Source organism: Stenotrophomonas sp. PE591, assembly GCF_018320795.1.
Taxonomy (GTDB): domain Bacteria; phylum Pseudomonadota; class Gammaproteobacteria; order Xanthomonadales; family Xanthomonadaceae; genus Stenotrophomonas; species Stenotrophomonas maltophilia.
Genome location: NZ_JAAOKO010000001.1, coordinates 277,970 through 304,588, shown reverse-complemented (window position 1 = coordinate 304,588; position 26,619 = coordinate 277,970). Strand labels below are relative to the sequence as shown.

Sequence of the window (26,619 nt, the reverse complement as noted above, 5' to 3'; positions counted from 1 at the left end):
GGGTAGGCTGGCACCCGTCGCCGGCCCCGCCGGCCCCCCTTCCCGCATTCTGGAGCACCCGATGAAGCTGCGTATCCTCACGCTCGGCCTGGCCTCCGCCATGCTCGCCGCCTGTGGCGGTGGCAATGGCGGCGCGCAGGACAGCCAGGTCCTGAACGTCTACAACTACAGCGATTACATCGCCGAGGACACCATCCCGACCTTCGAGAAGGAGAGCGGCATCAAGGTGACCTACGATGTGTTCGACAGCGATGAGATGGTCGAGACCAAGCTGCTGGCCGGCAACAGCGGCTACGACGTGGTGGTGCCGACCCTGAACTTCTTCGGTCGCCAGATCCAGGCCGGTGTGTTCCTGCCGCTGGACAAGAGCAAGATCCCGAACCTGGCCAATCTCGATCCGGCGGTGATGAAGCGCATCGCCACCCAGGACCCGGGCAACCAGTACGGCGTGCCGTACATGATCGGCACCACCGGCATCGGCTACAACGTGGAGATGCTGAAGCAGCGTTTCGGTGGCAGCACCGACATCGCCAACAGCTGGGATCTGGTGTTCAAGCCGGAGAACATCAGCAAGATGAAGGACTGCGGCGTGACCATCCTGGACACGCCGGCCGACATGATCCCGATCGCGCTGCATTACCTGGGCCTGGACCCGCACAGCGGTGACCCGGCCGAGCTGCAGAAGGCGGCCGACCTGCTGAAGTCGATCCGACCGTACGTGCAGAATTTCCACTCCTCGCAGTACGTGGGTTCGCTGGCCAATGGCGGCACCTGCCTGGTGGTCGGCTGGTCGGGTGACATCATCCAGGCCCGCGACCGCGCCGAGGAAGCCAGCAATGGCGTGCACGTGGCCTATTCGATCCCGAAGGAAGGCGCCCCGCAGTGGTTCGACATGCTGGCGATCCCGAAGGACGCCAAGCATCCGGAGGCCGCTTACGCCTTCATCAATTACCTGCTGCAGCCGAAGGTTGCCGCAGCCAACACCAACTTCATCCACTACGCCAACCCGGTGCCGACTGCGACCCCGCTGGTGGATGAGGCGATCCGTACCGACCCGACCATCTACCCGCCGGCCGACGTGGCCGCGAAGATGTTCACGTACTCGATCAACACGCCGGAGACCGACAAGCTCTACACCCGGCTGTGGACCGAGGTGAAGACCGGCCGTTGAGCCGGCCTGGTGCCGTCGGGTCATGCCCGGCGGCTGCCTTACCCAGGGTCGATGCCGGTACTCCCGCTTCGGCCCAGGTGCCGCAGGATGGCAGGCAGCAGGTCGCGTGCATCGCGACCGCCGTTGCACAGGAACGATGAACTCATCCGCTGCAGGTTGTGCATGCCGATGAAGAACAGCCCCGGTTGCGGGGAAACACCGAAGTCGCCGAGCGGGTAGCCATGTGCATCCAGCGCGCCCGGTACGTCGAGCCAGGGCCATTCGGCGACGAAGCCGGTGGCCAGCACCACCGAGCGGATGCCTTCCGCCTGCAGATCCAGTTCGTGCGGGGATGCGTCCGGTTCCCAGTGCAGATAGACCTCCTCCGGAATGTAGCGGGCATCGTCGGTGCGTGGTTCGGGACGCGTGGCGTAGTACGCGCTGGCCAGCGAATCAAGATAGGCGTACTCGGCCTGCGTGGCCTCGATCGCGGTACGCAGCTGCGGGCGCACATCGGCGAAGCGGGCGACGTTTCCATCGAAGCCCTGCAACCGGCCCAGCAGCCTGATGCCCGCGCGGTGCATCGCCAGCAGGCTGATCGAGCTGCCCAGGCCACCGTTTCCCTTGCCGGAAATAAGCGGGAACTCCGCGGTGCGGGCCTTGCGCAGTGCATCCGGTTCTCCGGCCAGTACGGCGGCCGCTTCACTCACATGCTGGTGGATGCGCCCGGCCATGTCCCACCAGGTCATCGAGTCCTTGCCGCGCAGCCGGCGGGTATGCGAATGACGCTGGGCCAGTGACCAGTGCACGCTGCGACCGCTGTCGCGCAGGTCCTGGGCGATCTGCGCGCCGGACTGCCCACCCCCGATGACCAGCACGGCGCCATCGGGCAGCTGGCGGGCACTGCGGTAGTCGCCCGAGTGCAGCACGGTCAGGCCTGGCGCGGGCGCGAACGGGACCCGGGGCATCCGTGCGCGGCGGTATTCACCGGTGGCGACCACCACCGCGCGGGCATGGATCAGCCCTTGGCTGCTGTGGATGGCGTAGCCACCGGGCCCAGGCCCAACCCGATGCACCCCGCATCCCTCGTTGATCGGCAGGGAACGCTCGTGGGCATAGTCGCGGAGGTGCCGGATCACCTCCGGGGCGCCCATGAAGCCATCCGGGTCATCGCCGGAATAGGCATGACCATGCAGGGCCATCGTCGCGTTGGCGGTGTTGGTCTGGAACGACTCCCAGCGCCGCTGCCAGCTGGCGCCCACGGTTTCGGCCTCCAGCACGCGATGCTCGACGCCGGTCTCCTGCAGGAGCGCGCTGAGCGACAACCCGGCCTGGCCGGCACCGATGATGACCAGCGGCAGCCTTGCAGGCAGGGAGCCCGGCAGGCGGGGCGGGAATGGGGAGGGGCTGTCCGGGGAAATCACCAGTGTGGGTCCATGCAAGGCCTTGATCCGGGGCATTGCGCGGGTAATGGCCCGAGCCTTCAACAGATCCGGTTCTGAAAAGCGTTGCAGATCGGGCCGTCGCCCGCGGTGTCTGGCCGGGACGACCGCAGGGTCGTCCAGGGGAGCCCGGGCCTTTGCGCGGACAGGCCACCATGGTGGGGGAAAACCGACACCGCTCCGGGCCCAGGGGCTGGCCAGCGGCGGCTTCCGCCTGTCGCCGTCATATCCCCTGCGGCCCCCGGCCGTTAGAATGGCGGCCGCTGTCCACCGCCCGCTCCCGGAGCCCCCATGCCCGTTGAAGCCCAGCCGGTAGCCACCGTCGTCGACACGACCGGTGCGCCCGGCTATCTCTCCATTCGTGACCTGCGCAAGGAATTCGACGGTTTCGTCGCCGTCGACGACGTCAACCTGGACGTGCGCAAGGGCGAGATCTTTGCCCTGCTTGGTGGCTCCGGCAGTGGCAAATCGACCCTGCTGCGCTGCCTGGGCGGCTTCGAGACGCCCACCAAGGGCAGCATCACCCTCGATGGCCAGCGCCTGGACGCGCTGCCGCCGTACCAGCGGCCGGTCAACATGATGTTCCAGTCCTATGCGCTGTTCCCGCACATGACGGTCGAGCAGAACATTGCCTTCGGCCTGAAGCAGGATGGCCTGGACAAGGACGCGATCGGCAAGCGCGTCGGCGAGATGCTCGACCTGGTGCAGATGGGCCACCTGGGCAAGCGCAAGCCGCACCAGCTGTCCGGCGGCCAGCAGCAGCGCGTGGCGCTGGCGCGGTCGCTGGCCAAGGGGCCGAAGCTGCTGCTGCTGGACGAGCCGATGGGCGCGCTGGACAAGAAGCTGCGCTCGCAGATGCAGCTGGAACTGGTCAGCATCATCGAATCGTCGGGCGTGACCTGCGTGATGGTCACCCACGACCAGGAAGAAGCGATGACCATGGCCACCCGCATCGCGGTGATGGATGCCGGCTGGATCCAGCAGGTCGGCAAGCCGGACGAGGTCTACGAGCAGCCGGCCAACCGCTTCGTCGCCGAGTTCATCGGTTCGGTCAACCTGTTCGACGGGGTGATCGACGAGGACCTGCCGGAGTACGTGACCGTACGCTCGCCGCTGTTCCCGGCGCCGATCTACATCGCCCATGGCATCACCGGTTATGAAGGGCAGCCGGTCGCGTTCGCGCTGCGCCCGGAGAAGGTGATGATCGGCAAGGATGAACCGGAAGGGCACACCAACAAGGCCCAGGGTGTGATCGAGGACATCGCCTACTTCGGCAGCCATTCGGTCTACCACGTGCGCCTGCCCAGCGGCGCCAAGGTACTGGCCAACTTCGCCAATTCGCAGCGCTGGGCCAGTGATGGCCTCACCTGGGGCGACGAGGTGTGGGTGCACTGGCGCGACAACGACGGCGTGGTGCTCACCTCATGAGCACCGCCGGCCTGAAGCGCTGGCTGCCGGGGCTGCGTGCCACGGTGATCGGCATTCCGTACCTGTGGCTGCTGCTGTTCTTTGCAGTGCCGTTCCTGATCGTGCTGATGATCAGCTTCTCGCTCAGCCGGGTCGGCTCGCCGCCGTACACCTGGCTGCTGCAGTACGCCGACGGCGGTTTCTCGCTGAAGCTGAACCTGGAAAACTACCTGGCGCTGTTCCGCGATTCGATCTATGCCCAGGCGTTCCTGAGCTCGATCAGGATCGCGGCGATCTCGACCTTCCTGACTCTGCTGATCGGCTATCCGATGGCCTATGCCATCGCGCGCCTGTCGCCCGCCGCGCGCAACGTGGCGATGATGCTGGTGGTGCTGCCGTCGTGGACCTCGTTCCTGATCCGCGTGTATGCATGGAAGGCGATCCTGGACCGCAACGGCCTGCTCGACCAGTTCCTGCAGTTCACCGGCCTGCAATCGCTGATGACCAGCATGGGCCTGCCCAAGCTGCAGCTGATCGACACCCCGACCGCCGCCTACATCGGCATCGTCTACTGCTACCTGCCGTTCATGGTGCTGCCGCTGTACGCCAATCTGGTCAAGCATGACCACCGCCTGCTGGAAGCGGCCTACGACCTCGGTGCCAGGCCGTGGCAGGCGTTCCTGCGCATCACCCTGCCGTTGTCCAAAGCGGGCATCATCGCCGGCTGCATGCTGGTGATGATTCCGGCCATTGGTGAATTCGTGATCCCGGAAATGTTGGGTGGCTCGGAGACGCTGATGGTGGGCCGCCAGCTGTGGAACGAGTTCTTCAACAACCGCAACTGGCCGGGCGCCTCGGCGATGGCGGTGGCGATGATCCTGTTGCTGCTGGTGCCGATCCTGCTGTTCAACCGTTCCCAGCAGCGCCTGCTGGAAGGGAAGCAGGCATGAGCCCGCGTAGCGCAAAGGGCCTGGGGCTGGGCGTGCTGCTGCTCGGCTTCGCCTTCCTGTACCTGCCGATCCTGCTGTTGATGTTCTATTCGTTCAACAGCTCGCGGCTGGCGATGGTCTGGGCCGGGTTCTCCACCCGTGCCTACAGCGACCTTTTCGCCGACCGCGCGCTGATGGATGCGATGTGGACCAGCCTGGTGGTGGCGTTCTGGACCGCCTGTACCGCCACCGTGCTGGGTACGCTGGCGGCGATGGTGATGACGCGCTTCAAGCGCTTCCGCGGCAAGCCGCTGTTCGGCGCGCTGGTGACCGCGCCGCTGGTGATGCCGGATGTGATCCTGGGCTTCTCGCTGATGGCGCTGCTGGCCTCGATGGGCGCGATTCCCGGCTTCCCGGCACGCGGCCTGGCCACCATCTGGATCGCCCACGTCACCTTCACCCTGTGCTTCGTCACCGTGGTGGTGTCCTCGCGGCTGCAGGAGATGGATCTGTCGCTGGAAGAAGCGGCGATGGACCTGGGTGCCAGCCGGCTGACCGTGTTCTGCCGCATCACCCTGCCGATCATCGCGCCGGCGCTGGTGGCGGGCTGGCTGCTGGCTTTCACCCTGTCGCTGGATGACGTGGTGGTGGCCAGCTTTGTCGCCACGCCGGGCTCGACCACGCTGCCGATGAAGGTGTTCGCCTCGGTGCGCATGGGCATCAGCCCGAAGATCAACGCGTTGGCCACGCTGCTGGTGTCGGCGGTGTCGATCGCCGCGGTGATCGGCTGGTACATCAACGCCCGCGCCGAGAAGCGGCGCCAGCGCGACCTGCAGCTGGCGCGGCAGGACAACGGCTGAGCACACGGTCTGCCGACAACGCCGGCAACACCCGGCTCACAGCCTGCGGCGCACAATGGGGGTCTTCCAGATGGAGATCCCTCATGACCGTCGAGATCGTCGACCCGGCCACCGGACAGGTGACCTACCGCCATGAACTGATGGGCGCAGCCGACATCGAGCAGCGCCTGCAGGCCGCTGCCGATGCGTTTCCGGGCTGGGCAGATCGCTCGCTGCAGGACCGCGGCGCCATCCTTCGCCAGATCGCCGCGCAGCTGCGCACGCGTCGCGACGACCTGCAGCAGGCGATGACCCACGAGATGGGCAAGCTCAAGGCCGAGGCGCTGGCCGAGGTCGACAAGTGCGCTGCCGCCTGCGAGTACTATGCCGACCACGCGGTCGACTATCTCAAGCCGCAGCTGATCGATACCGAAGCCCAGCGCAGCTACGTGCGCTACGAGCCGATCGGCTGCGTGTTCGCGGTGATGCCGTGGAATTTCCCGATCTGGCAGGTGTTCCGTTTCCTCGCCCCGGCGTTCATGGCTGGCAACGTCGCCCTGCTCAAGCACGCCAGCAACGTGCCGCAGTGCGCCGACCTGATCCTGGCGGTGTGCCGTGACGGCGGCCTGCCTGATGGCGTGTTCGACGTGCTGCACATCGACAACGACCAGGCCGCCGACGTGCTGCGCGACGCACGGGTGAAGGCGGTGACGCTGACCGGCAGCGAGCGGGCAGGGCGCTCGATCGCCTCCAATGCCGGCAGCCAGCTGAAGAAGTCGGTGATGGAGCTGGGTGGCAGCGATGCCTTCGTGGTGCTCGACGATGCCGACCTCGACAAGACCGTGGCCGCGGCAGTGAAGTCGCGCTTCGACAACAGCGGGCAGACCTGCATCGCGGCCAAGCGCTTCATCGTGGTCGAGGCGGTGGCCGATGAATTCACCCGTCGCTTTGTGCAGGCGGCGGGCGAGCGCCAGTATGGCGATCCCGATGAGCGGGGCACCACGCTGGCGCCGATGGCTCGCGCCGACCTGCGTGACGAACTGCACAAGCAGGTGCAGGCCAGCGTGGCCAAGGGCGCTCGGGTGCTGATCGGTGGTGAGCCGATTGCCGGCACCCATGCCGGCTATCCGGCCACGGTGCTCGACCAGGTCGGCCCGGGCATGCCAGCGTATGACGAGGAGCTGTTCGGGCCGGTGGCCGCGGTGATCCGGGTCAAGGATGAGGCCGAGGCACTGCGCGTGGCCAACGACACCCGCTTCGGCCTGGGCGGCAGCGTGTGGACCGGCGATCCGGTACGCGGCGAGCGCTTCGCGCAGCGCATGGAATGCGGTGCGGCGTTCGTCAACGCCATCGTCAAGAGCGACGCGCGGCTGCCGTTCGGCGGCAGCAAGCAGTCAGGCTTTGGTCGGGAGCTGGCTGACCATGGCATCCATGAGTTCATGAACATCAAGACCGTCTACGTGGCTTGATCCCGAACGGTAGTGCCGGCCGTTGGCGGGCATTGCCGGGTTGCCGGGTTGCCGGGTTGCCGGCCAGCGGCCGGCACTACCAGAAGCGGGGCATGTGCCACGACCAACGGTCGTGGCCTACCGGATTGCAGGGTATCGACGCCCCCCGTGCATGGTGGGTATCGACGCCCACGTGCATGGTGGGTATCGACCGTTGGTCGATACGCGCTACAACCACTTCGCGCGCTTGAACAACCGATACAGCCCCACGCACACACCGCCCACGCCAACGATCATCAGCGGGTACGACCAGGGTTCGCTCAGCTCCGGCATGTGACTGAAGTTCATGCCGTACCAGCTGGTGATCAGCGTCGGCGCGGCGAGCAGGGCAGCCCAGGCGCCCAGCCGCTTGACCGTCTCGCCCTGCGCCAGTGTCACCAGCGAAAGGTTCACGCTCAGCGCGGTGCCCAGCATCTCGCGCAGGGTGTCGATCACATCGCTGATGCGCACCGCATGGTCATGCACGTCACGCACGTAGAGCTTCACTTCATCGGGAATCAGTTCGCCCTGGTAGCGGCGCAGCTGCGCCAGCACGTCCTGCAACGGCGCCACCGCCATCCGCATCTTGTTCAGTTCGCGCTTGAGCTCGTACAGCCGCACCACCGTGCTGCGCTTGTAGGTGTCGGCGAAGATGTCCTTTTCCAGCAGGTCCAGGGTGTCGCGGAAGCGGTGCACGATCGGCAGGTAGTTGTCGACCACGAAGTCGGTCACCGCGTACAGGCAGTACGACGGGCCCATCTTCAGCAGCTGCGGCTCGCGCTCGACGCGTGCGCGCACCGGCGCGTAGGAAAGCGAGGCGCCGTGGCGGACCGTCACCAGGAAGCGCGGGCCGAGGAAGGCATGGGTTTCGCCATACTGGATGCGTTCGTCGACCATCTGCGCGGTGGTCACCACCACGAACAACGAGTTGCCATAGGTCTCGACCTTGGGCCGCTGGTGCGCGTTGCGCGCATCCTCGATGGCCAGGTCGTGCAGGCAGAATTCTTCCTGCAGTTTCAGCAGCACGTCTTCGTTGGGGTCGTACAGGCCGACCCAGACGAAGCCGTTGCCGCTGGCAATGACATCGCTGATGGCATCCAGGCTGATGTCGTGGCGCTTGCCCTCGTCATCGTAGTGGACGCAGTTGATGACGCAGGTAGGGTTGGCCGAAGCGGGGGCGGAAGCGGAGGCGGAGGCGGGCAATGACATGCCCGCCATCGTGCGTCAGGGCCGTGTTTCGGACAAGTGAGGACGACGCGCCAGCACCCACGCCAGTGCCATGTGCACCGGCAGCAGCAGCACGATCCACTGCACGTTGTACTGCGCCTGCAGGCTCAGCCAGTGCAGCACCAGCGCGGCCACCGCCTGTACCGCCAGCAGCCACAGCACGATCCTGAACATGCGTCCCGGCACGCGCCGGCGCAGCAGTGCGATCGCGCCCGGCAGCAGCAGCACGGCCAGTGGCGAAAGCAGCAGCAGGTTGCGGTTGGCCCATGCGGCGTAGTGGATGCTGAAGCCCCACAGGAACACCAGCACGCCACCGAACAGGGCGCACAGCAGCCAGAACGGCAGGGCCAGCCCGGCCAGCAGGCGCGGGCGGTTGCGCAGCGCCAGCACGCCAGCGGCGATCACCAGGCCACACAGCAGCCACGGCCACCAGCGGCGTGCGAACTCCTTCGGCTCCGGATCGATACGGTGCGGCAACAGTTCCTGTTCGGACTGCACCAGCGGCCGGCCATCGCTGTTGCGTGCCTGGCGCAGGGCATCGGCCAGGCGCATCGGCACGAACGCTTCCTGCCAGCGCGACAGCGGCTGGTCGGCGAACGGTCCGAGGCCTACATCGAAGCCCAGCCACATCCACGGTGCCGGCGAGGCCAGACGGACCGATTCACTTCGATAGGTGTTGCCACGCGAGCGCCCCGACAGCTGCGACTGCAGGCCGCCGCCGAGCGCCTTGTCCAGCGTGTCGCGCACCATCGTGGCGCAGTTGGCGGTGTAGTAATCGTAGTGGTAACGCGCGTTTTCCGGCTTGGCCCGCTCGGCCAGGCCGGCGGCCAGCGAGCGCGCCTGGTCCGGGCGCAGGTCCAGCCATTGCACGCTGGCGCCACGGCCGGTCTCGTCGTAGTACGACAGGTCCTGCTGCAGCGGCAGCGCCACCAGGTAGTACATCATGTCGCCGCGCGCGAAGCGGCTGATGAAATCGTCCTCGGACGGATCGAAGTAGCCGAAGTTGTACGAGGTCGCTTCACCGCTGAGCGGATCGACCACCACGATGGCGTCATGGCCGAAGCGTTCGAAGAACACCGTGCCCGGCTGCATGGTCACCACGCCGATGCGCGGAGCAGGGGCTTCAGCGCTGGCCGCGGGCACGGCAGGTGTGGCCGGCGCCGGCTGCGCGAAGGCGGCCAGCGGCAGGGCCATGGCCAGCACGTAGAGTGCCAGCCACACCATGAGGATCAGGCCGCGGCGCTTCAAGCGTCGTCCTGCGCGTCCGGCGGCAGCACGGTCACGTGGAAGGCCTGTACCCGGCGCGCATCGGCGCGGGCCACGCGGAACATGAAACGGTCCAGCGCCAGTTCGTCACCGACTTCCGGCAGGTGGCCCACGGCCTCGGTGACCAGGCCGCCGATGGTGTCGTAGTCCTCGTCGGAGAACGTCGCGCCGAAACGCTCGTTGAAGTCGCCGATCGGGGTCAGCGCGTCGACCACGTACTGGCCGTCGGACTGGATCGCGATCTGCGCCGAGGGATCCTCGGCCTCGTCATGCTCATCGTCGATCTCGCCGACGATCTGTTCCAGCACGTCCTCGATGGTGACCAGGCCGGCGACACCGCCGTACTCGTCCACCACGATGGCCATGTGGTTGCGCGACAGGCGGAATTCCTTCAGCAGCACGTTGAGCTTCTTCGCTTCCGGGATCAGGACCGCCGGGCGCAGCAGCTCGCGCACGTTGGCCGGACCGTTGTCGGCGACCACGCCGCGCAGCAGGTCCTTGGCCAGCAGGATGCCAAGGATGTCGTCCTTGTTCTCGCCGTGCACCGGGAAGCGTGAATGGCCGGATTCGACCACCTGCTTCATCAGTTCCAGGAAGGGCGCTTCAACCGGCAGCGAGACCATCTGCGAGCGCGAGATCATCACGTCGCCCACGGTCAGCTCGGCCACCGAAATGGCGCCTTCCATCATCTTCAGGGTATCGGCGGCGATCAGACCCTCTTCCTGCGCGGTGTGCAGGACAGCGACCAGCTCGTCGCGGGTATGGGGTTCGCCGGAGAAGGCGGAGGTCAGGCGTTCAAGCCAGCCGCGCTTCTTTTCACTGTGCTCCGCAGGGGAGCTACTACTGTCGTCTTCTGACATCTCTGGAAAAAAGGCACCCGGCAGGCCGGGCGTTGACCCAAGTCTAGCAGGATGTGACGGCCTGTCAGTGACTGCCGGTGACCGGGGCTGGGGCGGCCGCGGCCGGCTTCTCTTCGGGCAGGTCCAGGCTGTAGGTGCAGCCGGCCAGGGTCTTGCCCGGGTGGGAGGCCACGGTGGAGACGCTGAGGATGATCGACTCGATCTGGGCCTCGCCGGTCTTCGGGTCGGTCACGTCGCGGCTGACCAGCTCGCGGCCGGCCATGAACTTGCCGTCCTGGTCGTAGCCGGTCTCCAATTCCAGCCGTTTGGCCAGCGGGCGTGGGTCGGCCTGGTCGAGGACGGCCATGACGCTGGCGCCGGCCACCGCCACCCGATCGGTCTGTTGGCCGAAGACGGTGATCGGGCTGGCCAGCCGGAACTCGCTCATGAACTGGTTGCCCTGCGGCAGCGGCTGCAGGCCCTGGGCCACGGCCTTCAGCGGATCGGCCAGCAGCGGCGCCAGCGCGGCCTGCTCGGCCACGCCCTGGCGGCATTCGATCAGGGCCGGCAGGTCCAGGCGGGTGGCGAAGGCGGAGGGAGCGGCGAGGGCACAGAGCAGGGGCAGACAGCAGCGCAGTGACACGGTCGGTTTCCGCAGGCGAGGGGCAGCCATCATAGCCCCGGCGAGCGTCGGAACAGCCCGCTGAGAAGGCGCAGGAAACCGGTCATCGCCAGCCGTACGACCATCAGTGAGAGAGTCAGCACGACCGCAAGCATGGCGACCTGCATCGATTGCCCCGCGATGCGCACCACCGCCGGCCACAGGCCCGGGCTGGTCAGCCAGGGCATCAGTTCCGCCGCGGTTGTCCTGGCCACTTTCATGTACATCACGGCCAGCACGAACAGCACCAGCAGCGAGGTGCGGCTGGCGTGGAAGAACGGGAGTGCATTGGCCGGCCTGCCAAGCCACTGCTGCAGCAGCGTTCGCCACAGCACTGGCAGGGTCAAGGCACCGACCAGTATCAGCACCATCGACGTTTCCGACAGCCCGGGCAGGTGGGCGGGTTCCGCTCTACCTGTGAGGTGCGGGCCGATCATGCCGATCGCCAGCCCGGCCAGCAGGCACACGGGCGACAGCAGGGCCAGGCTGCGCGGCAGCCAGTGCCTGCCGCCGGGGTCGCGGGCGCTGATGCGGCGCACGGTGTGAGCGCCCAGCACCAGCAGGCCCGCGAGCAGGCCGGCGGCCATCGCAAACGTCGTGAAGCTGTTCCCTGGGTTCATCCTTTTTCCTTCCGCGTCCTGGCCGGTGTTGAACAGTAGCTCAGCGCATGGCTGGCACTCCAGCCGTGGTGCAGTCAGGGCGGACTCCAGCGCGTGGCCGCTGGGTACCAGCGCAGCCTGACCGGGTAGCCCAGTCGCGCCTGCAGGTGGTCACGCACGGCCGCCGCCGTCCCGCGGTTGGCTGGGGTATCCCGCAGCTCCACCTCCAGCTCCCCGGTCTTGACATCCAGGCCATGGCCGAACAGGTCGGGCAGCTGGGCCCGCAGCCAGTCCTGCTGTGCGTGCAGGCGGCGCGTCATCTCCGCTTCGGTCATCGCGGCGCCGGTGATGTAGCGCACACGTTGCGGGCCATCCGCCCCTGGATGTGTCTCATCGGCCTCGGGTGCGGCGCCTGTCAGTCGCACGACAACGTTCCAGCCCCTCGCATTGTCCACCCAGATGCCGGCCAGACGTGCCGCGTGCCGCGCTTCCAGGCGCTCGATCAGTGCCCGTTGCTGGGCAGTGGCGACGATGTTGCGGGTGTCGCGCTCGCTGCTGCCGAAGAACGCCCGTAGTTCGGCGATCTTTGCGGCGATGTCGGCCTCGCTGTCGCTGGCGGGGAACGGCGAGGGACGGTCAGGATCGGGCATCAGGCCTGCCCCGGACCGCAGTAGCGCGGCAAGCACAAGTGCGGGCAGGGTCATGCTGCGCTCCTCTTCCGTGAGTGCGTGGGCTCGGAACAGGGCCCGATGTCAGCGCTCGCCCGCGTAGGGGTCGTCGATGCCCAGCTCGGCCAGGATCTCCCGTTCCAGCTGTTCCATCGCTTCGGCTTCCTTGTCGTCCTCGTGGTCCCAGCCGAGCAGGTGCAGCACGCCGTGCACGGTCAGGTGCGCGTAGTGGGCGTTGAGCGCCTTGCCCTGTTCGTCGGCCTCCCGCGCTACGACCGGTGCACAGATCACCAGATCGCCGAGCAGCGGGAACTTGACGCCCTTGGGCAGGCCTTCGGGCACTTCGGCCGGGAAGCTGAGCACGTTGGTGGCGTAGTCCTTGCCACGGTAGTGGCGGTTCAACGACTGGCCTTCCTTGGCGTCGACCACGCGGATGGCCAGGTCGGCCTCGCGGATGCGGCCCTTCAGCGCGGCAGCCACCCACTTGCGGAAGCTCACTGCCGCCGGCAGGCCGGCACGCGGCAGGGCATAACTGACGGCGACGTCCAGTCGCACGGGACCACGGGTCATGGAGTTGCTCCAGGTTGGATCTGATGCAGGTCGCGGCGGTCGTAGGCGCTGACGATACGCGCCACCAGCGGGTGGCGGACCACGTCGCGGGATTCGAAGAAGGTGAAGCTGACACCCTCCACGTCGCGCAGCACATCGATGGCATCGCGCAGGCCCGACTTCACGTGCTTGGGCAGGTCGGTCTGGGTCAGGTCACCGGTGACCACCGCGGTGGAGCCGTAGCCGAGGCGGGTCAGGAACATCTTCATCTGCTCGATGGTGGTGTTCTGTGCTTCGTCCAGGATCACGAACGCATCGTTGAGCGTGCGGCCGCGCATATAGGCCAGCGGCGCGATCTCGATGACGTTCCTTTCCAGCAGCTTGACCACCTTTTCCACGCCCATCATCTCGTACAGGGCGTCGTACAGCGGTCGCAGATAGGGATCGACCTTCTGGCTCAGGTCGCCGGGCAGGAAGCCCAGCTTCTCGCCGGCTTCCACCGCGGGACGGACCAGGATCAGCCGCTGCACCCGCGATTCGTTCAGTGCTTCGACCGCGCTGGCCACGGCCAGGAAGGTCTTGCCGGTGCCGGCCGGCCCGATACCGAAGTTGATGTCGTGGGTTGCGATCTGGTGCAGGTAGCGGGCCTGGTTGGCACCGCGCCCGCGTACCGTACCGCGCTTGACCTTGATCGCCACTTCCTGCGCTTCGTAGGAGCGCTCGGCGATCTGCTCGACATTGGCCTGCGCCAGGCGCAGGTGGATGGCGTGGTTGTCGAAGGTCGTTTCGCCGGCTTCGGCGTACAGCGCTTCAACCAGCTTCTGCGCCTCGACGATGGCTTCGTTCGGCCCGCTGATGCGGAACACGAAGCCACGGTTGGCGATTTCCACGCCGAGTTTCAGTTCGATCTGCCGCAGGTGCCCGTCGAACGGGCCACACAGGTTGGCCAGCCGTTCGTTGTCTTCCGGCGACAGGGTGAAGTCTCGATGCTCGATGCTTTTCATTGCTTCGGGTGGGGCGGACGCCTTCCACCGCAGTGTATTCAGGGGAGACAAGGGTAGCGCGCGTGCGGGGCACACGGCCAGCAGACGGTCGATACAGCGTTTTCCACACCCGGTGTGGACGGGGGGCGCGAAAACCTGTGGATAGACCTTCGCAATGCTTGTGCCACAAGGCCCATGAGGTCCTGGTGAAAAAAACGTCATGGTCGCTCGTCGCTTCGGCAGCACTGCCACGGGGGCCTGCACGGGGGCATTCATCGTGACGACAGTGCAGGTTTCGTTGCCGGGCGAGCAACAAAGCCGCGCGCTGGCGGATTTCCACAACGGTTGTGGAATGATGCCGAATCAACCTGTGGATAGGTGGTGCGGAGCCTTGCAGCAAAAGGCGTGCCGGCGCGTGGCGAAAAAACCGCCAGGGCTGATCGGAATCATTGAGGGTGCACGGGGCACATGGCACCGTGTCGCCGTCGCAGGAGGGGATGGCATGGGCATCGGCAACGGGATGCGAGGAATCGGGCTGGCGGGCATCGGCCTGCTGGCCGGGTGTGGGCAGTCAACACCGACTGCACTGGGCACGCTGGAGTGGGACCGGATCACGGTGCCGGCGCCGGCGGCCGAAGTGATCGCCACGGTGGAGGTGCGCGAGGGACAGCAGGTCAAGGCCGGCGCCGTGCTGATGCAGCTCGACCCGGCCCGCGGCGACGCGCAGTTCGCCGCAGCGCAGGCTGATACGGCGCGTGCGCAGGCGCAGCTGGAAGAACTGAAGATTGGCCCACGCCAGGAGCAGATCGCGCAGGCCCAGGCGCAACTGGCCGCGCTGCGCGCACAGGCTGCCGAAGCAAGTGCCTATTACCGACGGGTCCAGCCGTTGGCACAGCAGCGCTTGATTGCCGCCGCTGAGCTGGATCGTGCACGTGCCGCCGCCGGCAATGCCGAGGCCAGCGTGCGTGCTGCCGAGCAGGCCTGGCTGGAGCGGGTGCACGGCAGCCGTGTGCAGGATATCGCCCAGGGCCAGGCCGCCGCCGATGCCGCGCAGGCGCAACAGGCAGTGCAGGCCGTGAGCCTGCAGAAGCTGCAATTGCGTGCGCCGCGCGACGGCGTGGTCGATGCCTTGCCTTACCGGCAGGGCGACCAGGCGCCGGTCGGCGCGCCGCTGGCGGTGATGCTGGTCGGCGAGCGCCCCTATGCGCGCGTCTACCTGCCGCAGCCATTGCGGTTGCAGGTCAAGGTCGGGCAGGTCGCGCAGGTGCACCTGGAAGGGCAAGGCGCTGCGTTGAAGGGGCATGTGCGCTCGATCCGCAGCGAGCCTTCATTTACTCCGTACTACGCACTGACCGGTGACGACGTCGCGCGCCTGAGCTACCTCGCCGAGATCGAAGTGGACGCTCCCTCCGACATGCAGAAGCTGCCGGCGGGAATGCCGGTGCAGGTGAGCTTCTGAACACCGGCAACGACATCGCGGTGCATGCCCAGGGCCTGACCCGCCGCTTCGGCGATCTGCTGGCCGTGGACAATGTCGACCTGACCGTGCCGCGTGGCCAGGTCTATGGCTTCCTGGGCCCGAACGGGTCGGGCAAGTCGACCACCATCCGCATGCTGTGCGGCCTGCTGGAACCGAGCGCCGGCCAGATCGAGGTGCTCGGCCTGGCCGTGCCGGAGCAGGCCGAGGCACTGCGCCGGCGCATCGGATACATGACCCAGCGCTTCTCGTTGTATGAAGACCTTTCGGTGCGCGAGAACCTGGAATTCCTCGCCGCCATCCAGGACCTGCCGCGTACGCGGGCCCGGCAGCGGGTCGACGAACTGCTGCAGCAGTACCGTCTCCTGGACCGGCAGCCGCAGCTGGCCGGCACCCTCAGTGGTGGCCAGAAGCAGCGCCTGGCGCTGGCCGGCGCCGTCGTGCACGCGCCCGAGCTGTTGTTCCTGGACGAGCCGACCAGCGCGGTCGACCCGGAGTCACGCCGCGATTTCTGGGAGGCCCTGTTTGAACTTGCCGACGCCGGTACCACCGTGCTGGTATCGACCCACTACATGGACGAAGCCGAGCGCTGCCACCGGCTGGCGATCCTCGATCGAGGCGCGCTGGTCGCCGATGGCACGCCGGCCGAACTGTGTGCACGGCTGGACGGCCGCACGCTGCAGGTCACGTCGGCGCAGCCGCGGCAGGCCAGCCGCGCGTTGTCTGAGCTGCCCGGCGTGCTGAGCGTGGCACAGATCGGCACGCAGCTGCGCGTGCTGTGCAGCGAGGCGGCCGGCGATACGCCAGCGTTGCGGCGCGCGCTGGCCAGCGCCGATCCGCAGGCCCGCATCGAGGCGGTGGCGCCGAACCTGGAAGACGTCTTCGTCGCCGCCACCCGCGGCCGTGGCCGGGAGCCAGCGGCATGAACCTGCGCCGGCTGTGGGCGATCATGCTCAAGGAATTGCGCCAGCTGCGCCGCGACCGCATCACGCTGGCGATGATCGTCGGCATTCCGGTGATGCAGCTGCTGCTGTTCGGCTACGCGATCAATCTCAACCTGCGCCACCTCGACGCCGGTGTCGCCGACCAGGCCAACAGTGCGGCGTCACGCGCGCTGGTGCAGGACATGGTCGCCACCGGCGTGATCACGCCGCGCAGCGAAGCCTATACGCCCGACCAGTTGATGCAGGCGCTGCGCCGTGGCGAGATCAGTGTCGGCATCGTGGTGCCGGCCGACTTCGAGCGCCGTCGCTTCGATGGACGCGAGGCGGTGCAGGTGCTGGTTGATGGCAGCGACACCGTGGTGCAGAGCGCGGCGATCCAGCTGGCGCAGGTGCCGCTGGAGACGCGACCGACCAGCAACACGCGGCCGCTGCGCGAAGGCAGCATCGCCGGTGGTCCAATCAGCGTGACCAGCTTCTACAACCCGCAGCGGCGTTCGGCGGTGAACATCGTGCCAGGCCTGATCGGGGTGATCCTGACCATGACCCTGGTGATGTTCACGGCGGTGGCGGTGGTGCGTGAACGCGAGCGCGGCAACATGGAGCTGCTGATCGCCACGCCGGTGTCGCGCAGCGAACTGATGGTGGGCAAGGTGCTGCCCTATGCAGCCATCGGCCTGCTGCAGACCACGCTGGTGCTGGTGCTGGGCACCTGGCTGTTCCAGGTGCCGATCCGCGGCAGCCTGCTCGATATCTACCTGGCCGCGGTGCTGCTGGTGCTGGCCAACCTCGCACTGGGGCTGCTGATTTCCACGCGCGCGCGCTCGCAGTTCCAGGCGATGCAGATGACCCTGTTCCTGTTCCTGCCGTCGATCCTGCTGTCGGGCTTCATGTTCCCGTTCGCGGGCATGCCGCGGCCGGTGCAATGGCTGGCCGAAGTACTGCCGCTGACCCACTTCCTGCGCCTGGTGCGCGGCATCATGCTGCGCGGCGCCTCGCTGTGGGAGCTGTGGCACGACGCGCTGGCGCTGCTGGCCTTCATCGCGGTGATGATGACCCTGGCGATCCTGCGTTTCCGCAAGCGTTTGGATTGAGGCATGCCGACCAACGGTCGGCATCCACCCCGGCAGGTGCCGGCTGCCGGCCGGCATCAATTCCGGCAGGTGCCGGCCACTGGCCGGCATCAACTCCGGTGGGTGCCGACCGTTGGCCGGCATCAACTCCGGTGGGTGCCGACCGTTGGCCGGCATCAACTCCGGTGGGTGCCGACCGTTGGTCGGCATCAATTCGGTGGGTGCCGACCGTTGGTCGGCGCACCTTATTCCGCCACCACGCGCGCGCGCAGCGAATTGGTCAGCGCCTCGGTGATCACCACATCCACGAACTGGCCGATCAGCCGCGCCGGCGCCGGGAAGTTCACCGAACGCATGTTCTCGGTCTTGCCGGTCAGTTCGTTCGGGTTCTTGCGCGAAGGGCCTTCCACCAGCACGGTCTGCACGGTGCCGACCATCTTCGCGGAGATGCCGGCGGCGTGCGCATTGATGCGCTCCTGCAGGCGCGACAGGCGCGCGTGCTTCTCGGCATCGCTGATCGTGTCCTCCAGGTCGGCCGCCGGGGTGCCCGGGCGGCGCGAATAGATGAAGGAGAAGCTGTGGTCGAAGCCGATGTCCTCGATCAGCTTCATGGTCTTCTCGAAATCGGCATCGGTTTCGCCGGGGAAGCCGACGATGAAGTCCGAGCTGATCGAGATGTCCGGGCGCACCGCGCGCAGCTTGCGGATCTTCGACTTGAATTCCAGCGCGGTATAGCCGCGCTTCATCGCCGACAGTACGCGGTCGCTGCCGGCCTGCACCGGCAGGTGCAGGAAGTTGGCCAGCTGCGGCACGTCGCGGAACGCATCGATCAGCGAGTCGCTGAACTCCAGCGGGTGCGAGGTGGTGAAGCGGATGCGGCCGACGCCGTCGATCTCGGCGATGGTCCGGATCAGCAGGCCGAGATCGGCGAACTCGCCATCTCCATAGGGGCCGCGATAGGCATTGACGTTCTGCCCGAGCAGGTTGATTTCGCGCACGCCCTGCGCGGCCAGCTGCGCCACTTCCACCACCACGTCCTCGAACGGGCGGCTGACTTCGGTGCCGCGGGTGTAGGGCACCACGCAGAACGAGCAGTACTTGGAGCAGCCTTCCATGATCGACACGAACGCCGAAGCGCCTTCGGCGCGCGGCTCGGGCAGGCGGTCGAACTTCTCGATCTCGGGGAAGCTGATGTCCACCTGCGGGCGCTTCTGCTCGCGGCGTGCGCGGATCAGTTCCGGCAGCCGGTGCAGGGTCTGCGGGCCGAACACCAGGTCCACGAACGGGGCGCGCTTGATGATCGCTTCGCCTTCCTGCGAGGCGACGCAGCCGCCGACGCCGATGATGACTTCGCGGCCCTTGTTCTTCAGGCCCTTCCACACGCCGAGCTGGCTGAACACCTTCTCCTGCGCCTTCTCGCGGATGGAGCAGGTGTTGACCAGGATGACGTCGGCGTCTTCCGGGGTATCGGTCAGTTCCAGGCCATCGCTGGCGGCGAGCACGTCGGCCATCTTGGCCGAGTCGTACTCGTTCATCTGGCAACCGTGGGTCTTGATGTACAGCTTGCCTTTCACCTGGTCGGGCTTGCGCGGACCGGCGGGCAGGGCAACGAGCGGGGCACCGCCCGGCGGGGCGGGCGGAAAGACGTCTGGCGTCCCGGTCATGGCGCTTAATCCATTCGGGTGGCGGGAAAGCCGGCAATTCTACCTGCATCCCGGCGCGTACGCCGGCCCAGTAGAGCCAGGCCATGCCTGGCTGTATTCATCCACCCATGGCGTGGATCTACTGGAACTGCGGGTCCGCCCCCCGGCCGCGCCCGGCGGCACGCCTCAGGCCGCCACCAGCTCCGCATCGATCTGCCGCGAACGGTCGAACGCGGTCATCGCGCTCATCCGTGCGATGTAGTCAGCCGTGGCCGGCGCCGGCTGTACCAGGCCAAAGGCCGTGGTCCACGCCAGTGCATTGCCCCACAGCACGTCGGCGGCGCTCATGACCTCGCCCAGCAGGTACGGGCCCTGCGCCAGCTGGGCTTCGACCACCTGCAGCACGGTCTCGGCATCGTTGTACGGCGACATCAGGCGCGGCGGCGGCTCGCGGTGCATCGCCTTGTCGATCATCGCCGGCTCGAAACAGGCGCCATAGAAGGCCATCCAGCGCAGATAGGGCCCGCGCAGGGCGTCACCGATCGGCGGCGCCAGCCCGGCTTCCGGATACAGGTCGGCCAGGTACAGGTAGATCGCCACCTGCTCGGTCACCAGTGCGCCGTTGTGGACGATGGCCGGCACCTTGCCCATCGGGTTGATGGCCAGGTAGGCCGGGGCCAGGTTGGCGCCGGCTTTCAGGTCCAGCACCTGCATGCGGTAGTCGGCACCCAGCGCTTCGAGCAGGGCCACGGCGCCGCTCGAGCGGGAACGGGCGGCGTGGTACAGGGTGATCTGGCGTGAATTCATGGCATTGCTCCTTGCGGTGCGTGGTGAACTGGAGGCCATCCTGGGGCACTATTGCGGACGACTTCTGTCCTCGATCCTTCATGCGCCATACCGCCCATCGTCTGCTGCGCCTGATCGCCCTGCTGCAGGCCCGCCGCCAGTGGTCCGGGGCCGAGCTCGCCGAGCGCATGGGCGTGGACCGGCGCAGCATCCGCCGTGATATCGAGCGCCTGCGCGAGCTGGGCTATCCGGTGCAGGCCTCGTCCGGGGTCGGCGGCGGCTACCAGTTGGGGGCCGGGGCCCCGGTGCTGCCGATGCTGCTGGACGAGGAGGAGGCGACCACCCTGGCCATCGCCCTGCGCGCAGCCTCGGCCACCGTTGCCGGGATCGACGACACCGCGCGTGGCCTGTTGTCCAAGCTCGATCCGCTGGTGCCGACCCGTCGTCGCCAGCAGGCCGGCGAGGTGCATGCAGCGACGGCCACCCTGTCCGACCTTCCGTCCACCGACGCACGCCTGCTCGGGCGGCTGGCCCAGCACTGCCGACAGGCGTCACGGCTGGCCTTCGAGTACCGCAGCGCGCAGGAAGCCGTCACCCAGCGCGAGGTCGAGGCCCAGCACCTGGTCAATTACGGGCGACGCTGGTATCTGCTTGCCTGGGACCTGGGGCGGCAGGACTGGCGCACCCTGCGCGTGGACCGGATGGGCGCGGTGCGCGAATGCACCGAGCCGGGCCTGCATCGGCGCACGCCAGCGCCCCCGGACGTGATGGTGCGGCAGGCGGTCAGCCAGGCGCCGTTCGCGCTGCAGGCCATCCTCCGCCTGGCCGGCAGCCATTCCGAGCTGGAAGGCCGCATCCCGCCGTGGTGTGGAGTGCTGGAAGCGGATGGCCCCGACCACTGCCTGCTGCGCATGGGCGCCGAGAGCCGCGGCATGATGCTGGCGCAGATTCTCAGCCTGGACCGCCTGCCCGTGGCGCTTTGGACCACCCCGCCGGGCCTGCGCGACGAGCTGGCACAGCGCCTGGCGGGCCTCGGCCAGCTGCTGGCTGTGCCGCCGGTCACAGGCTGAGCCACATCGCTTGGCAAGCCCCGGCGAAGCTGGGACACTCGCCGCCATGAAGGGGATACTGGGGACAACGGCGATCATCATCGCTGCGCTGACCGCTGCGCCGGCCAGCGCTGGAACCCTGTACAAGTGCCAGGGGCCTGATGGCGTCACCAGTTATGTGAGCAAGCGGGTGGCGGGTGCGCGCTGCAGCACCATCAGCTACACCCGTGACACCCGCCCGGCACCTCGACCGGTGGTGGCCGCGCCCAGGCCGGCACCCACCACGGTGGCCAGCATCGAACGCAACCCGGTGGCCGTTGCTGCGAGTGCCGCAGCGCCGGCAACGGTCGCGCCTGCGTCCGTGCCGGCATCCGGTCCCGCACAGCCGGTCGCCTCGCGCAGCGGGCGCATGGTCAGTGGCCAGGTGTATTCCTTCATGAAGGATGGCGTGCGCCACTACACCAGTGCACGCCCGACACAGGTGGCCAACCTCGGCCCGGTCCGGACCATCCGCTACAGCTTCATGGAACGTTGCTATGCCTGTGGGGTCAATCCACGCGTGGACTTCGGCACCGTGCGCCTGAACACCTCGGCCTTCCAGGCCGAGATCACCTCGGCCGCGCGCGAGTTCGGCGTGGAGGAGGCGGTGGTGCGCGCCATCATCCATGCCGAGTCGGCCTACAACCCGACCGCGCTCAGCCGTGCTGGCGCGCAGGGCCTGATGCAGCTGATGCCGCCGACCGCCGCGCGCTTCGGCGTAAGCGATTCCTATGACGCCGGGCAGAACATCCGTGGCGGCGTGCAGTATCTTGCGTGGTTGCTGAAACGCTTCAATGGCGACCTGACCCTTGCCGCAGCCGGCTACAACGCTGGCGAAGGCGCGGTCGACCGCCACGGTGGCGTGCCGCCCTACAGCGAGACCCAGTACTACGTGCGCCGGGTCGGGCAACTGGCCGAGCGTTACCGCACCGCTCTGAGTCACCAGTAGGTGCCGACCATTGGCCGGTACTCCTTGAACGGTAGGTGCCGACCGTTGGTCGGCACTCCTTTGAAAGGTAGTGCCGGCCGCCGGCCGGCAACCCCGCAATCAATGTTGTTGCAATGCGTTGTGTGGCGCGCGACGGTTCCGCTACACTCGACCGTGATTCAATGCGGCTCTGGCCCCCACCGGATCCGCTGGCAGCCTTAAAGCTACCTAATCAATATCGGAGTGCCGGATGGCCAACGATGGGGTACACGATCCAGTCAACACCGGACGTCGGCGTTTTCTTTCTGCCACCACAGCCGTGGTGGGCGCCGTCGGCGTCGGATTCACCGCAGTTCCTTTCATCAAATCCTGGAACCCCAGTGCCCGCGCCAAGCTTGCCGGCGCACCGGTGGTGGCCGACATCAGCGCCCTGCAGGAAGGCCAACGCCTGATCGTGGAATGGCGTGGCCAGCCGATCTGGATCGTCAAGCGGTCCAAGGCCATCCTCGATGCGCTGCACGGGCTGGACGGCCGTCTCAAGGACCCCGAGTCCGGCGAGAAGGACCAGCAGCCGGACTACGTGCTGAAGCAGAACCCCGAACTGCGCTCGATCAAGCCGGATATCTCCGTACTGGTCGGCCTGTGCACGCACCTGGGCTGCTCGCCGGAAATGGTCGCCGAAATCCGGCCTGAGCCCTACGATCCGCAGTGGAAGGGCGGCTACTTCTGCCCGTGCCACAAGTCGCGCTTCGACATGTCCGGACGCGTCTTCAAGGACGTGCCGGCGCCGATCAACCTGAAGGTGCCCGCGCACCATTACCAGGACGATAACACCATCATCATCGGTGTCGATCCGCAGGGGGCTGCCTGATGGCCAATATCCTCAGCCGTACCGCCAGCGGCGTGGCCGACTGGGTCAACGCCCGCGCGCCCGGCCTGATGCCGGTCTACCGGAAGCACGTCAGCGAGTACTACGCGCCGAAGAACTTCAACATCTGGTACTACTTCGGTTCGCTGGCACTGCTGGTGCTGGTCAACCAGATCGTCACCGGCATCTTCCTGACGATGCACTACAAGACCAGCGCCGCCGAGGCGTTCGGCTCCATCGAATACATCATGCGCGATGTGGAGTGGGGCTGGCTGATCCGCTACATGCACTCCACCGGTGCCTCGCTGTTCTTCATCGTGGTCTACCTGCACATGTTCCGTGGCCTGCTGTACGGCAGTTACCAGAAGCCGCGCGAGCTGGTGTGGATCCTCGGCATGCTGATCTACCTGGTGTTGATGGCCGAAGCCTTCATGGGCTACGTGCTGCCGTGGGGCCAGATGTCGTTCTGGGGCGCCAAGGTGATCATCTCGCTGTTCGGCGCGATACCGGTCATCGGCAACGGCCTGACCGAATGGATCATGGGCGATTACCTGCCCAGTGACGCCACGCTCAACCGCTTCTTCGCGCTGCATGTCATCGCCCTGCCGCTGGTGCTGTTGCTGCTGGTGGTACTGCACCTGGGCGCGCTGCACGAAGTGGGTTCGAACAACCCCGATGGCGTGGAGATCAAGAAGGGGCCGAAGGGCAACCGCTGGTCGCCGAACGCACCGGCCGATGGCATTCCGTTCCACCCGTACTACACGCTCAAGGATGGCGTCGGCGCCGGTTTCCTGCTGATCATCGCCGCCTTCATCATCTTCTTCGCGCCCGGTTTCGGCGGCCTGTTCCTGGAGCACGACAACTTCACCGAGGCCAACCGCCTGGTGACCCCGGAACACATCAAGCCGGTCTGGTACTACACGCCTTACTACGCGATGTTGCGCGTGGTGCCGAACAAGCTCGGTGGCGTGGTGGTGATGTTCTCGGCCATTGCGATCCTGTTCCTGGTGCCGTGGCTGGACAAGGCCAGGGTGAAGTCGGTGCGCTACCGCGGCTGGATCTCGAAGGTGATGCTGGGCGTGCTGGCGGTGTGCTTCGTGTGGCTGGGCGTGATTGGTTCCGGCCCGGGCACCGACGTGCACGAGACCTACATCGGGCGGGTGCTGACCTTCCTGTACTTCGCGTTCTTCATCACCATGCCGCTATGGACACGGTTGGACAAGACCAAGCCGGTACCGGAGAGGGTGACCACCCATGACTGATCGCTGGATGGTCCGGTTGGCCCTGATGGCCACCCTGATGCTGGGCAGTTTCCTGGCCTCCGCCGCCGAAGGTGGCACCAAGCTGCTGCAGGCCGGCAACGATCTGGGCGACCGCGCTTCGCTGCAGCGCGGCGCGCAGCTGTACATGAACTACTGCTCCGGCTGCCACGCGCTGAAGTACCTGCGCTATTCGCGGATGGCGCAGGACCTGGGCCTGACCGAGGAAGAGGTGATGAACAACCTCAACTTCACCGGCTCGGCGATCGGCGACCCGATCCCGGTGGCGATGCCCAAGGAGAACGCGGAGAAGTGGTTCGGCAAGATGCCGCCCGATCTCAGCCTGATCGCGCGCGTGCGGGGCAGTGACTGGGTCTACACCTACCTCAAGTCGTTCTATCTGGACAGCAGCCGGCCGCTGGGCTGGAACAACGCGCTGTTCGCCAATGCCTCCATGCCCAACCCGCTGTGGGAGATGCAGGGCCTGCAGCATGCGGTCCATGGCAAGGCGGAAGCGCCCGGCATGGACCCGCCGGTGACCGGCCTGAAGATCGAAACGCCCGGGTCGGTCGATGCCGGCCAGTACGACCAGGCGGTGCGGGACATCACCAACTTCCTCGAGTATGCCGGTGAACCGGCCGCGCTCAAGCGCCAGCAGCTGGGCGTGTGGGTGATCCTGTTCCTGGCCCTGCTCACCTTCCTGCTGTACCTGCTGAAGAAGGAATACTGGAAGGACGTTCACTGAATCTGCCGCCGGCCATCGCACGGGCCTATTGGCTTTTGTGATGGTCGGTTGCACACTCGGGGAGGAGTCGACCGCCGGCACGGTGCCGGCGGCGCCGATGCGGCAGGCGGTCTCCTGTCGTGGGAGAGCCTTTGATGGCGGCGAGCGTACGCATGCGCAATACACTGACGCTGTTTTCCTCGAACGACGATGTACTGTGCCACCGTGTACGCCTGGTGCTGGCGGCCAAGGGTGTGACCTTCGACTTCGTTCCGGTCGATCCACAGAACCCGCCTGAAGACCTGATCGACCTCAATCCGTATCACTCGGTGCCGACCCTGGTCGAACGCGAGCTGGTGCTGTACGCCGCATCAGTGGTCAGCGAGTACCTGGACGAGCGTTATCCGCATCCGCCGCTGATGCCGGTCGATCCGCTCTCGCGTGCGCGCATCCGCCTGGCGATGCTGCGCATCGAGCACGACTGGGTGCCACAGGTGCAGGCCATCCAGCTCGGCAACAAGACCCAGGCCGAGGCTGGCCGCAAGCGCCTGAAGGAGCTGCTGACCGCCTCGCTGCCGCTGTTCAAGGCCAGCAAGTTCTTCCTCAACCCGGAAATGAGCCTGGCCGACTGCGCGATGGCGCCGATCATCTGGCGCCTGCAGTCGCTGGACGTACCGCTGCCGAAGGACGGCAAGGCGATCGAGGACTACGGCAACCGCATCTTCCGCCACCCCGGTTTCGTCCGCAGCCTGACCGATCAGGAAAAGAAGCTGCGCGATCTGCCGGTCTGATCCGGGCCTGAGTTACCCGTCTGCACGCCGACCGGCGTGCAGGTGATCCGCCCCGGCGGGGCGCCGGGCGCGTACACTTCACGCATGACCGAAGACTTTTTCCACATGACCAGCCACCGCCCGTACCTGCTGCGGGCGCTGGTGGAATGGATCAACGACAACCAGCTGACCCCGCACATCCTGGTCGACGCCGGCGTTCCCGGCGTGCAGGTCCCGCCTTCGGCGGTCAAGGATGGCCGGGTCGTGCTCAACATCGCCGAACGTGCTGTCGTGCGGCTGATGATCGACAACGAGATGGTGAGCTTCTCTGCGCGCTTCTCCGGTACCAGCTACCCGGTGCAGGTGCCGATCAGCGCCGTGCTGGCCGTCTACGCCCGCGAGACCGGGCAGGGCATGGCGCTACCGGATGACATCCCGGGCAACGAGACCGCTCCGACCAGCGATGAGCTGCTGCACGAGGAAGGCACGCCGCCGGACGATACGCCGCCAGCCAGCCCGCCGCCGAAGGGGCGCCCGAACCTGCGCGTGGTCAAGTAACCAGGTAACGGTGGGTGCCGACCGTTGGTCGGCACGCCTTCAGCCCTTACACATCCTCGGCATCGTCCACATCCGCGCGGATCTGGCTGATCCGCGCCGCGCCCGGACCAGTGAATGAGATCAGCTGGTCGCCGCGCAGCACCATGCGGCCCACGTGGCGATCGATGCCGTCGTAGGAATACTCGAACTTGAAGGTACGTTCGAAGCCGAGCCGGCCATCTTCGCCGCGCGACAGGCGCAGGCCGGTGGCGTGCACCGCCTGATCCAGCCATTGCACGTCGGCAGCACGGCAGGCATTGCGCCCCAGTTCGACCGCGCGCTCGGCGGCCGAACGCGCCGCGTTCCAGAAGAAATAGATGATTCCGCCGGCAATCAGCAACAGCAGGAGGGTGGGCATGGCGTCAGCCGTCAGGGGTCGATCCCGCAAAGATGGCGGCGAACGCGCGCTGGATCAAGCG

At 66.9% G+C, this 26,619-nt stretch carries 27 protein-coding genes; 15 read left to right on the top strand and 12 right to left on the bottom strand.

The window, feature by feature from the left end:
• Positions 1–61 precede the first annotated feature (61 nt).
• A complete protein-coding gene (locus tag JLDANKMP_RS01645; RefSeq protein ID WP_005408819.1) occupies positions 62–1,171 on the top strand; it encodes a polyamine ABC transporter substrate-binding protein in 1,110 nt (369 codons plus the stop codon).
• A 38-nt stretch (positions 1,172–1,209) separates the two neighbouring features.
• Here the strand turns inward: JLDANKMP_RS01645 and JLDANKMP_RS01640 are convergent, their stop codons facing one another.
• Entirely contained in the window at positions 1,210–2,610 is a 1,401-nt protein-coding gene (locus tag JLDANKMP_RS01640; protein WP_212560378.1) for an NAD(P)-binding domain-containing protein, read from the bottom strand.
• A 273-nt stretch (positions 2,611–2,883) separates the two neighbouring features.
• Between JLDANKMP_RS01640 and potA the strand changes: the two genes are divergently transcribed.
• The 4 genes from potA to JLDANKMP_RS01620 all read left to right on the top strand — a co-directional run bounded on the left by potA (position 2,884) and on the right by JLDANKMP_RS01620 (position 7,236).
• Positions 2,884–4,020: a polyamine ABC transporter ATP-binding protein gene (potA, locus tag JLDANKMP_RS01635; protein WP_212560377.1), complete on the top strand. Its 1,137-nt coding sequence runs from the start codon at positions 2,884–2,886 to the stop codon at positions 4,018–4,020.
• Positions 4,017–4,949 carry an ABC transporter permease subunit gene (locus JLDANKMP_RS01630; protein WP_111687069.1) on the top strand — a complete coding sequence of 311 codons (933 nt, stop codon included), beginning with the start codon at positions 4,017–4,019 and terminating at the stop codon, positions 4,947–4,949. The genes potA and JLDANKMP_RS01630 overlap by 4 nt, the downstream gene beginning before the upstream one ends.
• Positions 4,946–5,788, top strand: coding sequence for an ABC transporter permease subunit (locus JLDANKMP_RS01625; RefSeq protein ID WP_212560376.1), 843 nt, complete (start codon positions 4,946–4,948; stop codon positions 5,786–5,788). Before JLDANKMP_RS01630 ends, JLDANKMP_RS01625 begins: the two co-directional genes overlap by 4 nt.
• Before the next feature lie 83 nt (positions 5,789–5,871).
• Positions 5,872–7,236 (top strand): NAD-dependent succinate-semialdehyde dehydrogenase, encoded by a 1,365-nt coding sequence (locus JLDANKMP_RS01620; protein ID WP_212560375.1) that lies wholly within the window; start codon positions 5,872–5,874, stop codon positions 7,234–7,236.
• A gap of 207 nt (positions 7,237–7,443) precedes the next feature.
• Here the strand turns inward: JLDANKMP_RS01620 and JLDANKMP_RS01615 are convergent, their stop codons facing one another.
• From JLDANKMP_RS01615 to JLDANKMP_RS01580, 8 genes are all read right to left on the bottom strand, one after another.
• The gene (locus JLDANKMP_RS01615) at positions 7,444–8,472 is read right to left on the bottom strand and encodes a magnesium and cobalt transport protein CorA (RefSeq protein WP_049396223.1); all 1,029 of its coding nucleotides are present in this window, start codon (positions 8,470–8,472) and stop codon (positions 7,444–7,446) included.
• Positions 8,473–8,478: 6 nt separating this feature from the next.
• On the bottom strand, positions 8,479–9,729 hold the full coding sequence (locus tag JLDANKMP_RS01610; RefSeq protein ID WP_012479659.1) for a DUF4105 domain-containing protein: 1,251 nt from the start codon (positions 9,727–9,729) through the stop codon (positions 8,479–8,481).
• Positions 9,726–10,607: a transporter associated domain-containing protein gene (locus JLDANKMP_RS01605; RefSeq protein ID WP_005408827.1), complete on the bottom strand. Its 882-nt coding sequence runs from the start codon at positions 10,605–10,607 to the stop codon at positions 9,726–9,728. The genes JLDANKMP_RS01610 and JLDANKMP_RS01605 overlap by 4 nt, the downstream gene beginning before the upstream one ends.
• A gap of 64 nt (positions 10,608–10,671) precedes the next feature.
• On the bottom strand, positions 10,672–11,259 hold the full coding sequence (locus JLDANKMP_RS01600; RefSeq protein WP_171974396.1) for a hypothetical protein: 588 nt from the start codon (positions 11,257–11,259) through the stop codon (positions 10,672–10,674).
• Entirely contained in the window at positions 11,259–11,867 is a 609-nt protein-coding gene (locus JLDANKMP_RS01595; RefSeq protein ID WP_212560374.1) for a hypothetical protein, read from the bottom strand. Before JLDANKMP_RS01595 ends, JLDANKMP_RS01600 begins: the two co-directional genes overlap by 1 nt.
• Before the next feature lie 74 nt (positions 11,868–11,941).
• Entirely contained in the window at positions 11,942–12,550 is a 609-nt protein-coding gene (locus JLDANKMP_RS01590; RefSeq protein ID WP_212560373.1) for a hypothetical protein, read from the bottom strand.
• Positions 12,551–12,598: 48 nt separating this feature from the next.
• Positions 12,599–13,084 carry an rRNA maturation RNase YbeY gene (gene ybeY, locus JLDANKMP_RS01585; RefSeq protein ID WP_005408831.1) on the bottom strand — a complete coding sequence of 162 codons (486 nt, stop codon included), beginning with the start codon at positions 13,082–13,084 and terminating at the stop codon, positions 12,599–12,601.
• Positions 13,081–14,067 (bottom strand): PhoH family protein, encoded by a 987-nt coding sequence (locus JLDANKMP_RS01580; RefSeq protein WP_033834734.1) that lies wholly within the window; start codon positions 14,065–14,067, stop codon positions 13,081–13,083. Before JLDANKMP_RS01580 ends, ybeY begins: the two co-directional genes overlap by 4 nt.
• A 481-nt stretch (positions 14,068–14,548) precedes the next feature.
• Between JLDANKMP_RS01580 and JLDANKMP_RS01575 the strand changes: the two genes are divergently transcribed.
• From JLDANKMP_RS01575 to JLDANKMP_RS01565, 3 genes are read left to right on the top strand one after another with little or no spacing between them, the layout of a single operon-like run.
• Positions 14,549–15,505, top strand: a complete 957-nt coding sequence (locus JLDANKMP_RS01575) for an HlyD family efflux transporter periplasmic adaptor subunit (protein ID WP_212560372.1) — start codon at positions 14,549–14,551, stop codon at positions 15,503–15,505.
• A gap of 20 nt (positions 15,506–15,525) precedes the next feature.
• Positions 15,526–16,449, top strand: coding sequence for an ABC transporter ATP-binding protein (locus tag JLDANKMP_RS01570; protein ID WP_212560371.1), 924 nt, complete (start codon positions 15,526–15,528; stop codon positions 16,447–16,449).
• The gene (locus tag JLDANKMP_RS01565; protein WP_005408835.1) at positions 16,446–17,558 is read left to right on the top strand and encodes an ABC transporter permease; all 1,113 of its coding nucleotides are present in this window, start codon (positions 16,446–16,448) and stop codon (positions 17,556–17,558) included. Before JLDANKMP_RS01570 ends, JLDANKMP_RS01565 begins: the two co-directional genes overlap by 4 nt.
• Before the next feature lie 224 nt (positions 17,559–17,782).
• Here JLDANKMP_RS01565 and miaB read toward each other — a convergent pair whose 3' ends face one another.
• Together miaB and JLDANKMP_RS01555 are read right to left on the bottom strand one after the other, a co-directional pair.
• A complete protein-coding gene (gene miaB / locus JLDANKMP_RS01560) occupies positions 17,783–19,201 on the bottom strand; it encodes a tRNA (N6-isopentenyl adenosine(37)-C2)-methylthiotransferase MiaB (protein ID WP_212560370.1) in 1,419 nt (472 codons plus the stop codon).
• 165 nt (positions 19,202–19,366) lie between these two features.
• Positions 19,367–19,987, bottom strand: coding sequence for a glutathione S-transferase (locus JLDANKMP_RS01555; protein ID WP_012479667.1), 621 nt, complete (start codon positions 19,985–19,987; stop codon positions 19,367–19,369).
• Between the two features lie 80 nt (positions 19,988–20,067).
• On the opposite strand from JLDANKMP_RS01555, the gene JLDANKMP_RS01550 reads away from it, so the two are divergent.
• The 7 genes from JLDANKMP_RS01550 to JLDANKMP_RS01520 all read left to right on the top strand — a co-directional run bounded on the left by JLDANKMP_RS01550 (position 20,068) and on the right by JLDANKMP_RS01520 (position 26,161).
• On the top strand, positions 20,068–21,036 hold the full coding sequence (locus tag JLDANKMP_RS01550) for a WYL domain-containing protein (RefSeq protein WP_212560369.1): 969 nt from the start codon (positions 20,068–20,070) through the stop codon (positions 21,034–21,036).
• Between the two features lie 46 nt (positions 21,037–21,082).
• Entirely contained in the window at positions 21,083–22,003 is a 921-nt protein-coding gene (locus JLDANKMP_RS01545) for a lytic transglycosylase domain-containing protein (RefSeq protein WP_005412804.1), read from the top strand.
• Between the two features lie 229 nt (positions 22,004–22,232).
• Positions 22,233–22,853 (top strand): ubiquinol-cytochrome c reductase iron-sulfur subunit, encoded by a 621-nt coding sequence (petA, locus tag JLDANKMP_RS01540; RefSeq protein WP_004151998.1) that lies wholly within the window; start codon positions 22,233–22,235, stop codon positions 22,851–22,853.
• Positions 22,853–24,112 carry a cytochrome bc complex cytochrome b subunit gene (locus tag JLDANKMP_RS01535; RefSeq protein WP_088430147.1) on the top strand — a complete coding sequence of 420 codons (1,260 nt, stop codon included), beginning with the start codon at positions 22,853–22,855 and terminating at the stop codon, positions 24,110–24,112. The genes petA and JLDANKMP_RS01535 overlap by 1 nt, the downstream gene beginning before the upstream one ends.
• Entirely contained in the window at positions 24,105–24,854 is a 750-nt protein-coding gene (locus JLDANKMP_RS01530; RefSeq protein WP_212560368.1) for a cytochrome c1, read from the top strand. The genes JLDANKMP_RS01535 and JLDANKMP_RS01530 overlap by 8 nt, the downstream gene beginning before the upstream one ends.
• A 134-nt stretch (positions 24,855–24,988) precedes the next feature.
• Positions 24,989–25,624, top strand: coding sequence for a glutathione S-transferase N-terminal domain-containing protein (locus JLDANKMP_RS01525; RefSeq protein WP_005408842.1), 636 nt, complete (start codon positions 24,989–24,991; stop codon positions 25,622–25,624).
• 84 nt (positions 25,625–25,708) lie between these two features.
• On the top strand, positions 25,709–26,161 hold the full coding sequence (locus tag JLDANKMP_RS01520) for a ClpXP protease specificity-enhancing factor (RefSeq protein ID WP_005412806.1): 453 nt from the start codon (positions 25,709–25,711) through the stop codon (positions 26,159–26,161).
• Between the two features lie 46 nt (positions 26,162–26,207).
• Here JLDANKMP_RS01520 and JLDANKMP_RS01515 read toward each other — a convergent pair whose 3' ends face one another.
• Positions 26,208–26,558, bottom strand: coding sequence for a DUF3301 domain-containing protein (locus tag JLDANKMP_RS01515; protein WP_005408844.1), 351 nt, complete (start codon positions 26,556–26,558; stop codon positions 26,208–26,210).
• Positions 26,559–26,619: the final 61 nt, after the last annotated feature.

Bases quoted from the DNA above. Each gene is read 5' to 3' on its own strand.
- JLDANKMP_RS01645 (WP_005408819.1), top strand. From the start codon at position 62: ATGAAGCTGCGTATCCTCACGCTCGGCCTGGCCTCCGCCATGCTCGCC.
- JLDANKMP_RS01640 (WP_212560378.1), bottom strand. From the start codon at position 2,610: ATGCCCCGGATCAAGGCCTTGCATGGACCCACACTGGTGATTTCCCCG.
- potA (WP_212560377.1), top strand. From the start codon at position 2,884: ATGCCCGTTGAAGCCCAGCCGGTAGCCACCGTCGTCGACACGACCGGT.
- JLDANKMP_RS01630 (WP_111687069.1), top strand. From the start codon at position 4,017: ATGAGCACCGCCGGCCTGAAGCGCTGGCTGCCGGGGCTGCGTGCCACG.
- JLDANKMP_RS01625 (WP_212560376.1), top strand. From the start codon at position 4,946: ATGAGCCCGCGTAGCGCAAAGGGCCTGGGGCTGGGCGTGCTGCTGCTC.
- JLDANKMP_RS01620 (WP_212560375.1), top strand. From the start codon at position 5,872: ATGACCGTCGAGATCGTCGACCCGGCCACCGGACAGGTGACCTACCGC.
- JLDANKMP_RS01615 (WP_049396223.1), bottom strand. From the start codon at position 8,472: ATGGCGGGCATGTCATTGCCCGCCTCCGCCTCCGCTTCCGCCCCCGCT.
- JLDANKMP_RS01605 (WP_005408827.1), bottom strand. From the start codon at position 10,607: ATGTCAGAAGACGACAGTAGTAGCTCCCCTGCGGAGCACAGTGAAAAG.
- JLDANKMP_RS01600 (WP_171974396.1), bottom strand. From the start codon at position 11,259: ATGGCTGCCCCTCGCCTGCGGAAACCGACCGTGTCACTGCGCTGCTGT.
- JLDANKMP_RS01595 (WP_212560374.1), bottom strand. From the start codon at position 11,867: ATGAACCCAGGGAACAGCTTCACGACGTTTGCGATGGCCGCCGGCCTG.
- JLDANKMP_RS01590 (WP_212560373.1), bottom strand. From the start codon at position 12,550: ATGACCCTGCCCGCACTTGTGCTTGCCGCGCTACTGCGGTCCGGGGCA.
- ybeY (WP_005408831.1), bottom strand. From the start codon at position 13,084: ATGACCCGTGGTCCCGTGCGACTGGACGTCGCCGTCAGTTATGCCCTG.
- JLDANKMP_RS01580 (WP_033834734.1), bottom strand. From the start codon at position 14,067: ATGAAAAGCATCGAGCATCGAGACTTCACCCTGTCGCCGGAAGACAAC.
- JLDANKMP_RS01575 (WP_212560372.1), top strand. From the start codon at position 14,549: ATGGGCATCGGCAACGGGATGCGAGGAATCGGGCTGGCGGGCATCGGC.
- JLDANKMP_RS01565 (WP_005408835.1), top strand. From the start codon at position 16,446: ATGAACCTGCGCCGGCTGTGGGCGATCATGCTCAAGGAATTGCGCCAG.
- miaB (WP_212560370.1), bottom strand. From the start codon at position 19,201: ATGACCGGGACGCCAGACGTCTTTCCGCCCGCCCCGCCGGGCGGTGCC.
- JLDANKMP_RS01555 (WP_012479667.1), bottom strand. From the start codon at position 19,987: ATGAATTCACGCCAGATCACCCTGTACCACGCCGCCCGTTCCCGCTCG.
- JLDANKMP_RS01550 (WP_212560369.1), top strand. From the start codon at position 20,068: ATGCGCCATACCGCCCATCGTCTGCTGCGCCTGATCGCCCTGCTGCAG.
- JLDANKMP_RS01545 (WP_005412804.1), top strand. From the start codon at position 21,083: ATGAAGGGGATACTGGGGACAACGGCGATCATCATCGCTGCGCTGACC.
- petA (WP_004151998.1), top strand. From the start codon at position 22,233: ATGGCCAACGATGGGGTACACGATCCAGTCAACACCGGACGTCGGCGT.
- JLDANKMP_RS01535 (WP_088430147.1), top strand. From the start codon at position 22,853: ATGGCCAATATCCTCAGCCGTACCGCCAGCGGCGTGGCCGACTGGGTC.
- JLDANKMP_RS01530 (WP_212560368.1), top strand. From the start codon at position 24,105: ATGACTGATCGCTGGATGGTCCGGTTGGCCCTGATGGCCACCCTGATG.
- JLDANKMP_RS01525 (WP_005408842.1), top strand. From the start codon at position 24,989: ATGGCGGCGAGCGTACGCATGCGCAATACACTGACGCTGTTTTCCTCG.
- JLDANKMP_RS01520 (WP_005412806.1), top strand. From the start codon at position 25,709: ATGACCGAAGACTTTTTCCACATGACCAGCCACCGCCCGTACCTGCTG.
- JLDANKMP_RS01515 (WP_005408844.1), bottom strand. From the start codon at position 26,558: ATGCCCACCCTCCTGCTGTTGCTGATTGCCGGCGGAATCATCTATTTC.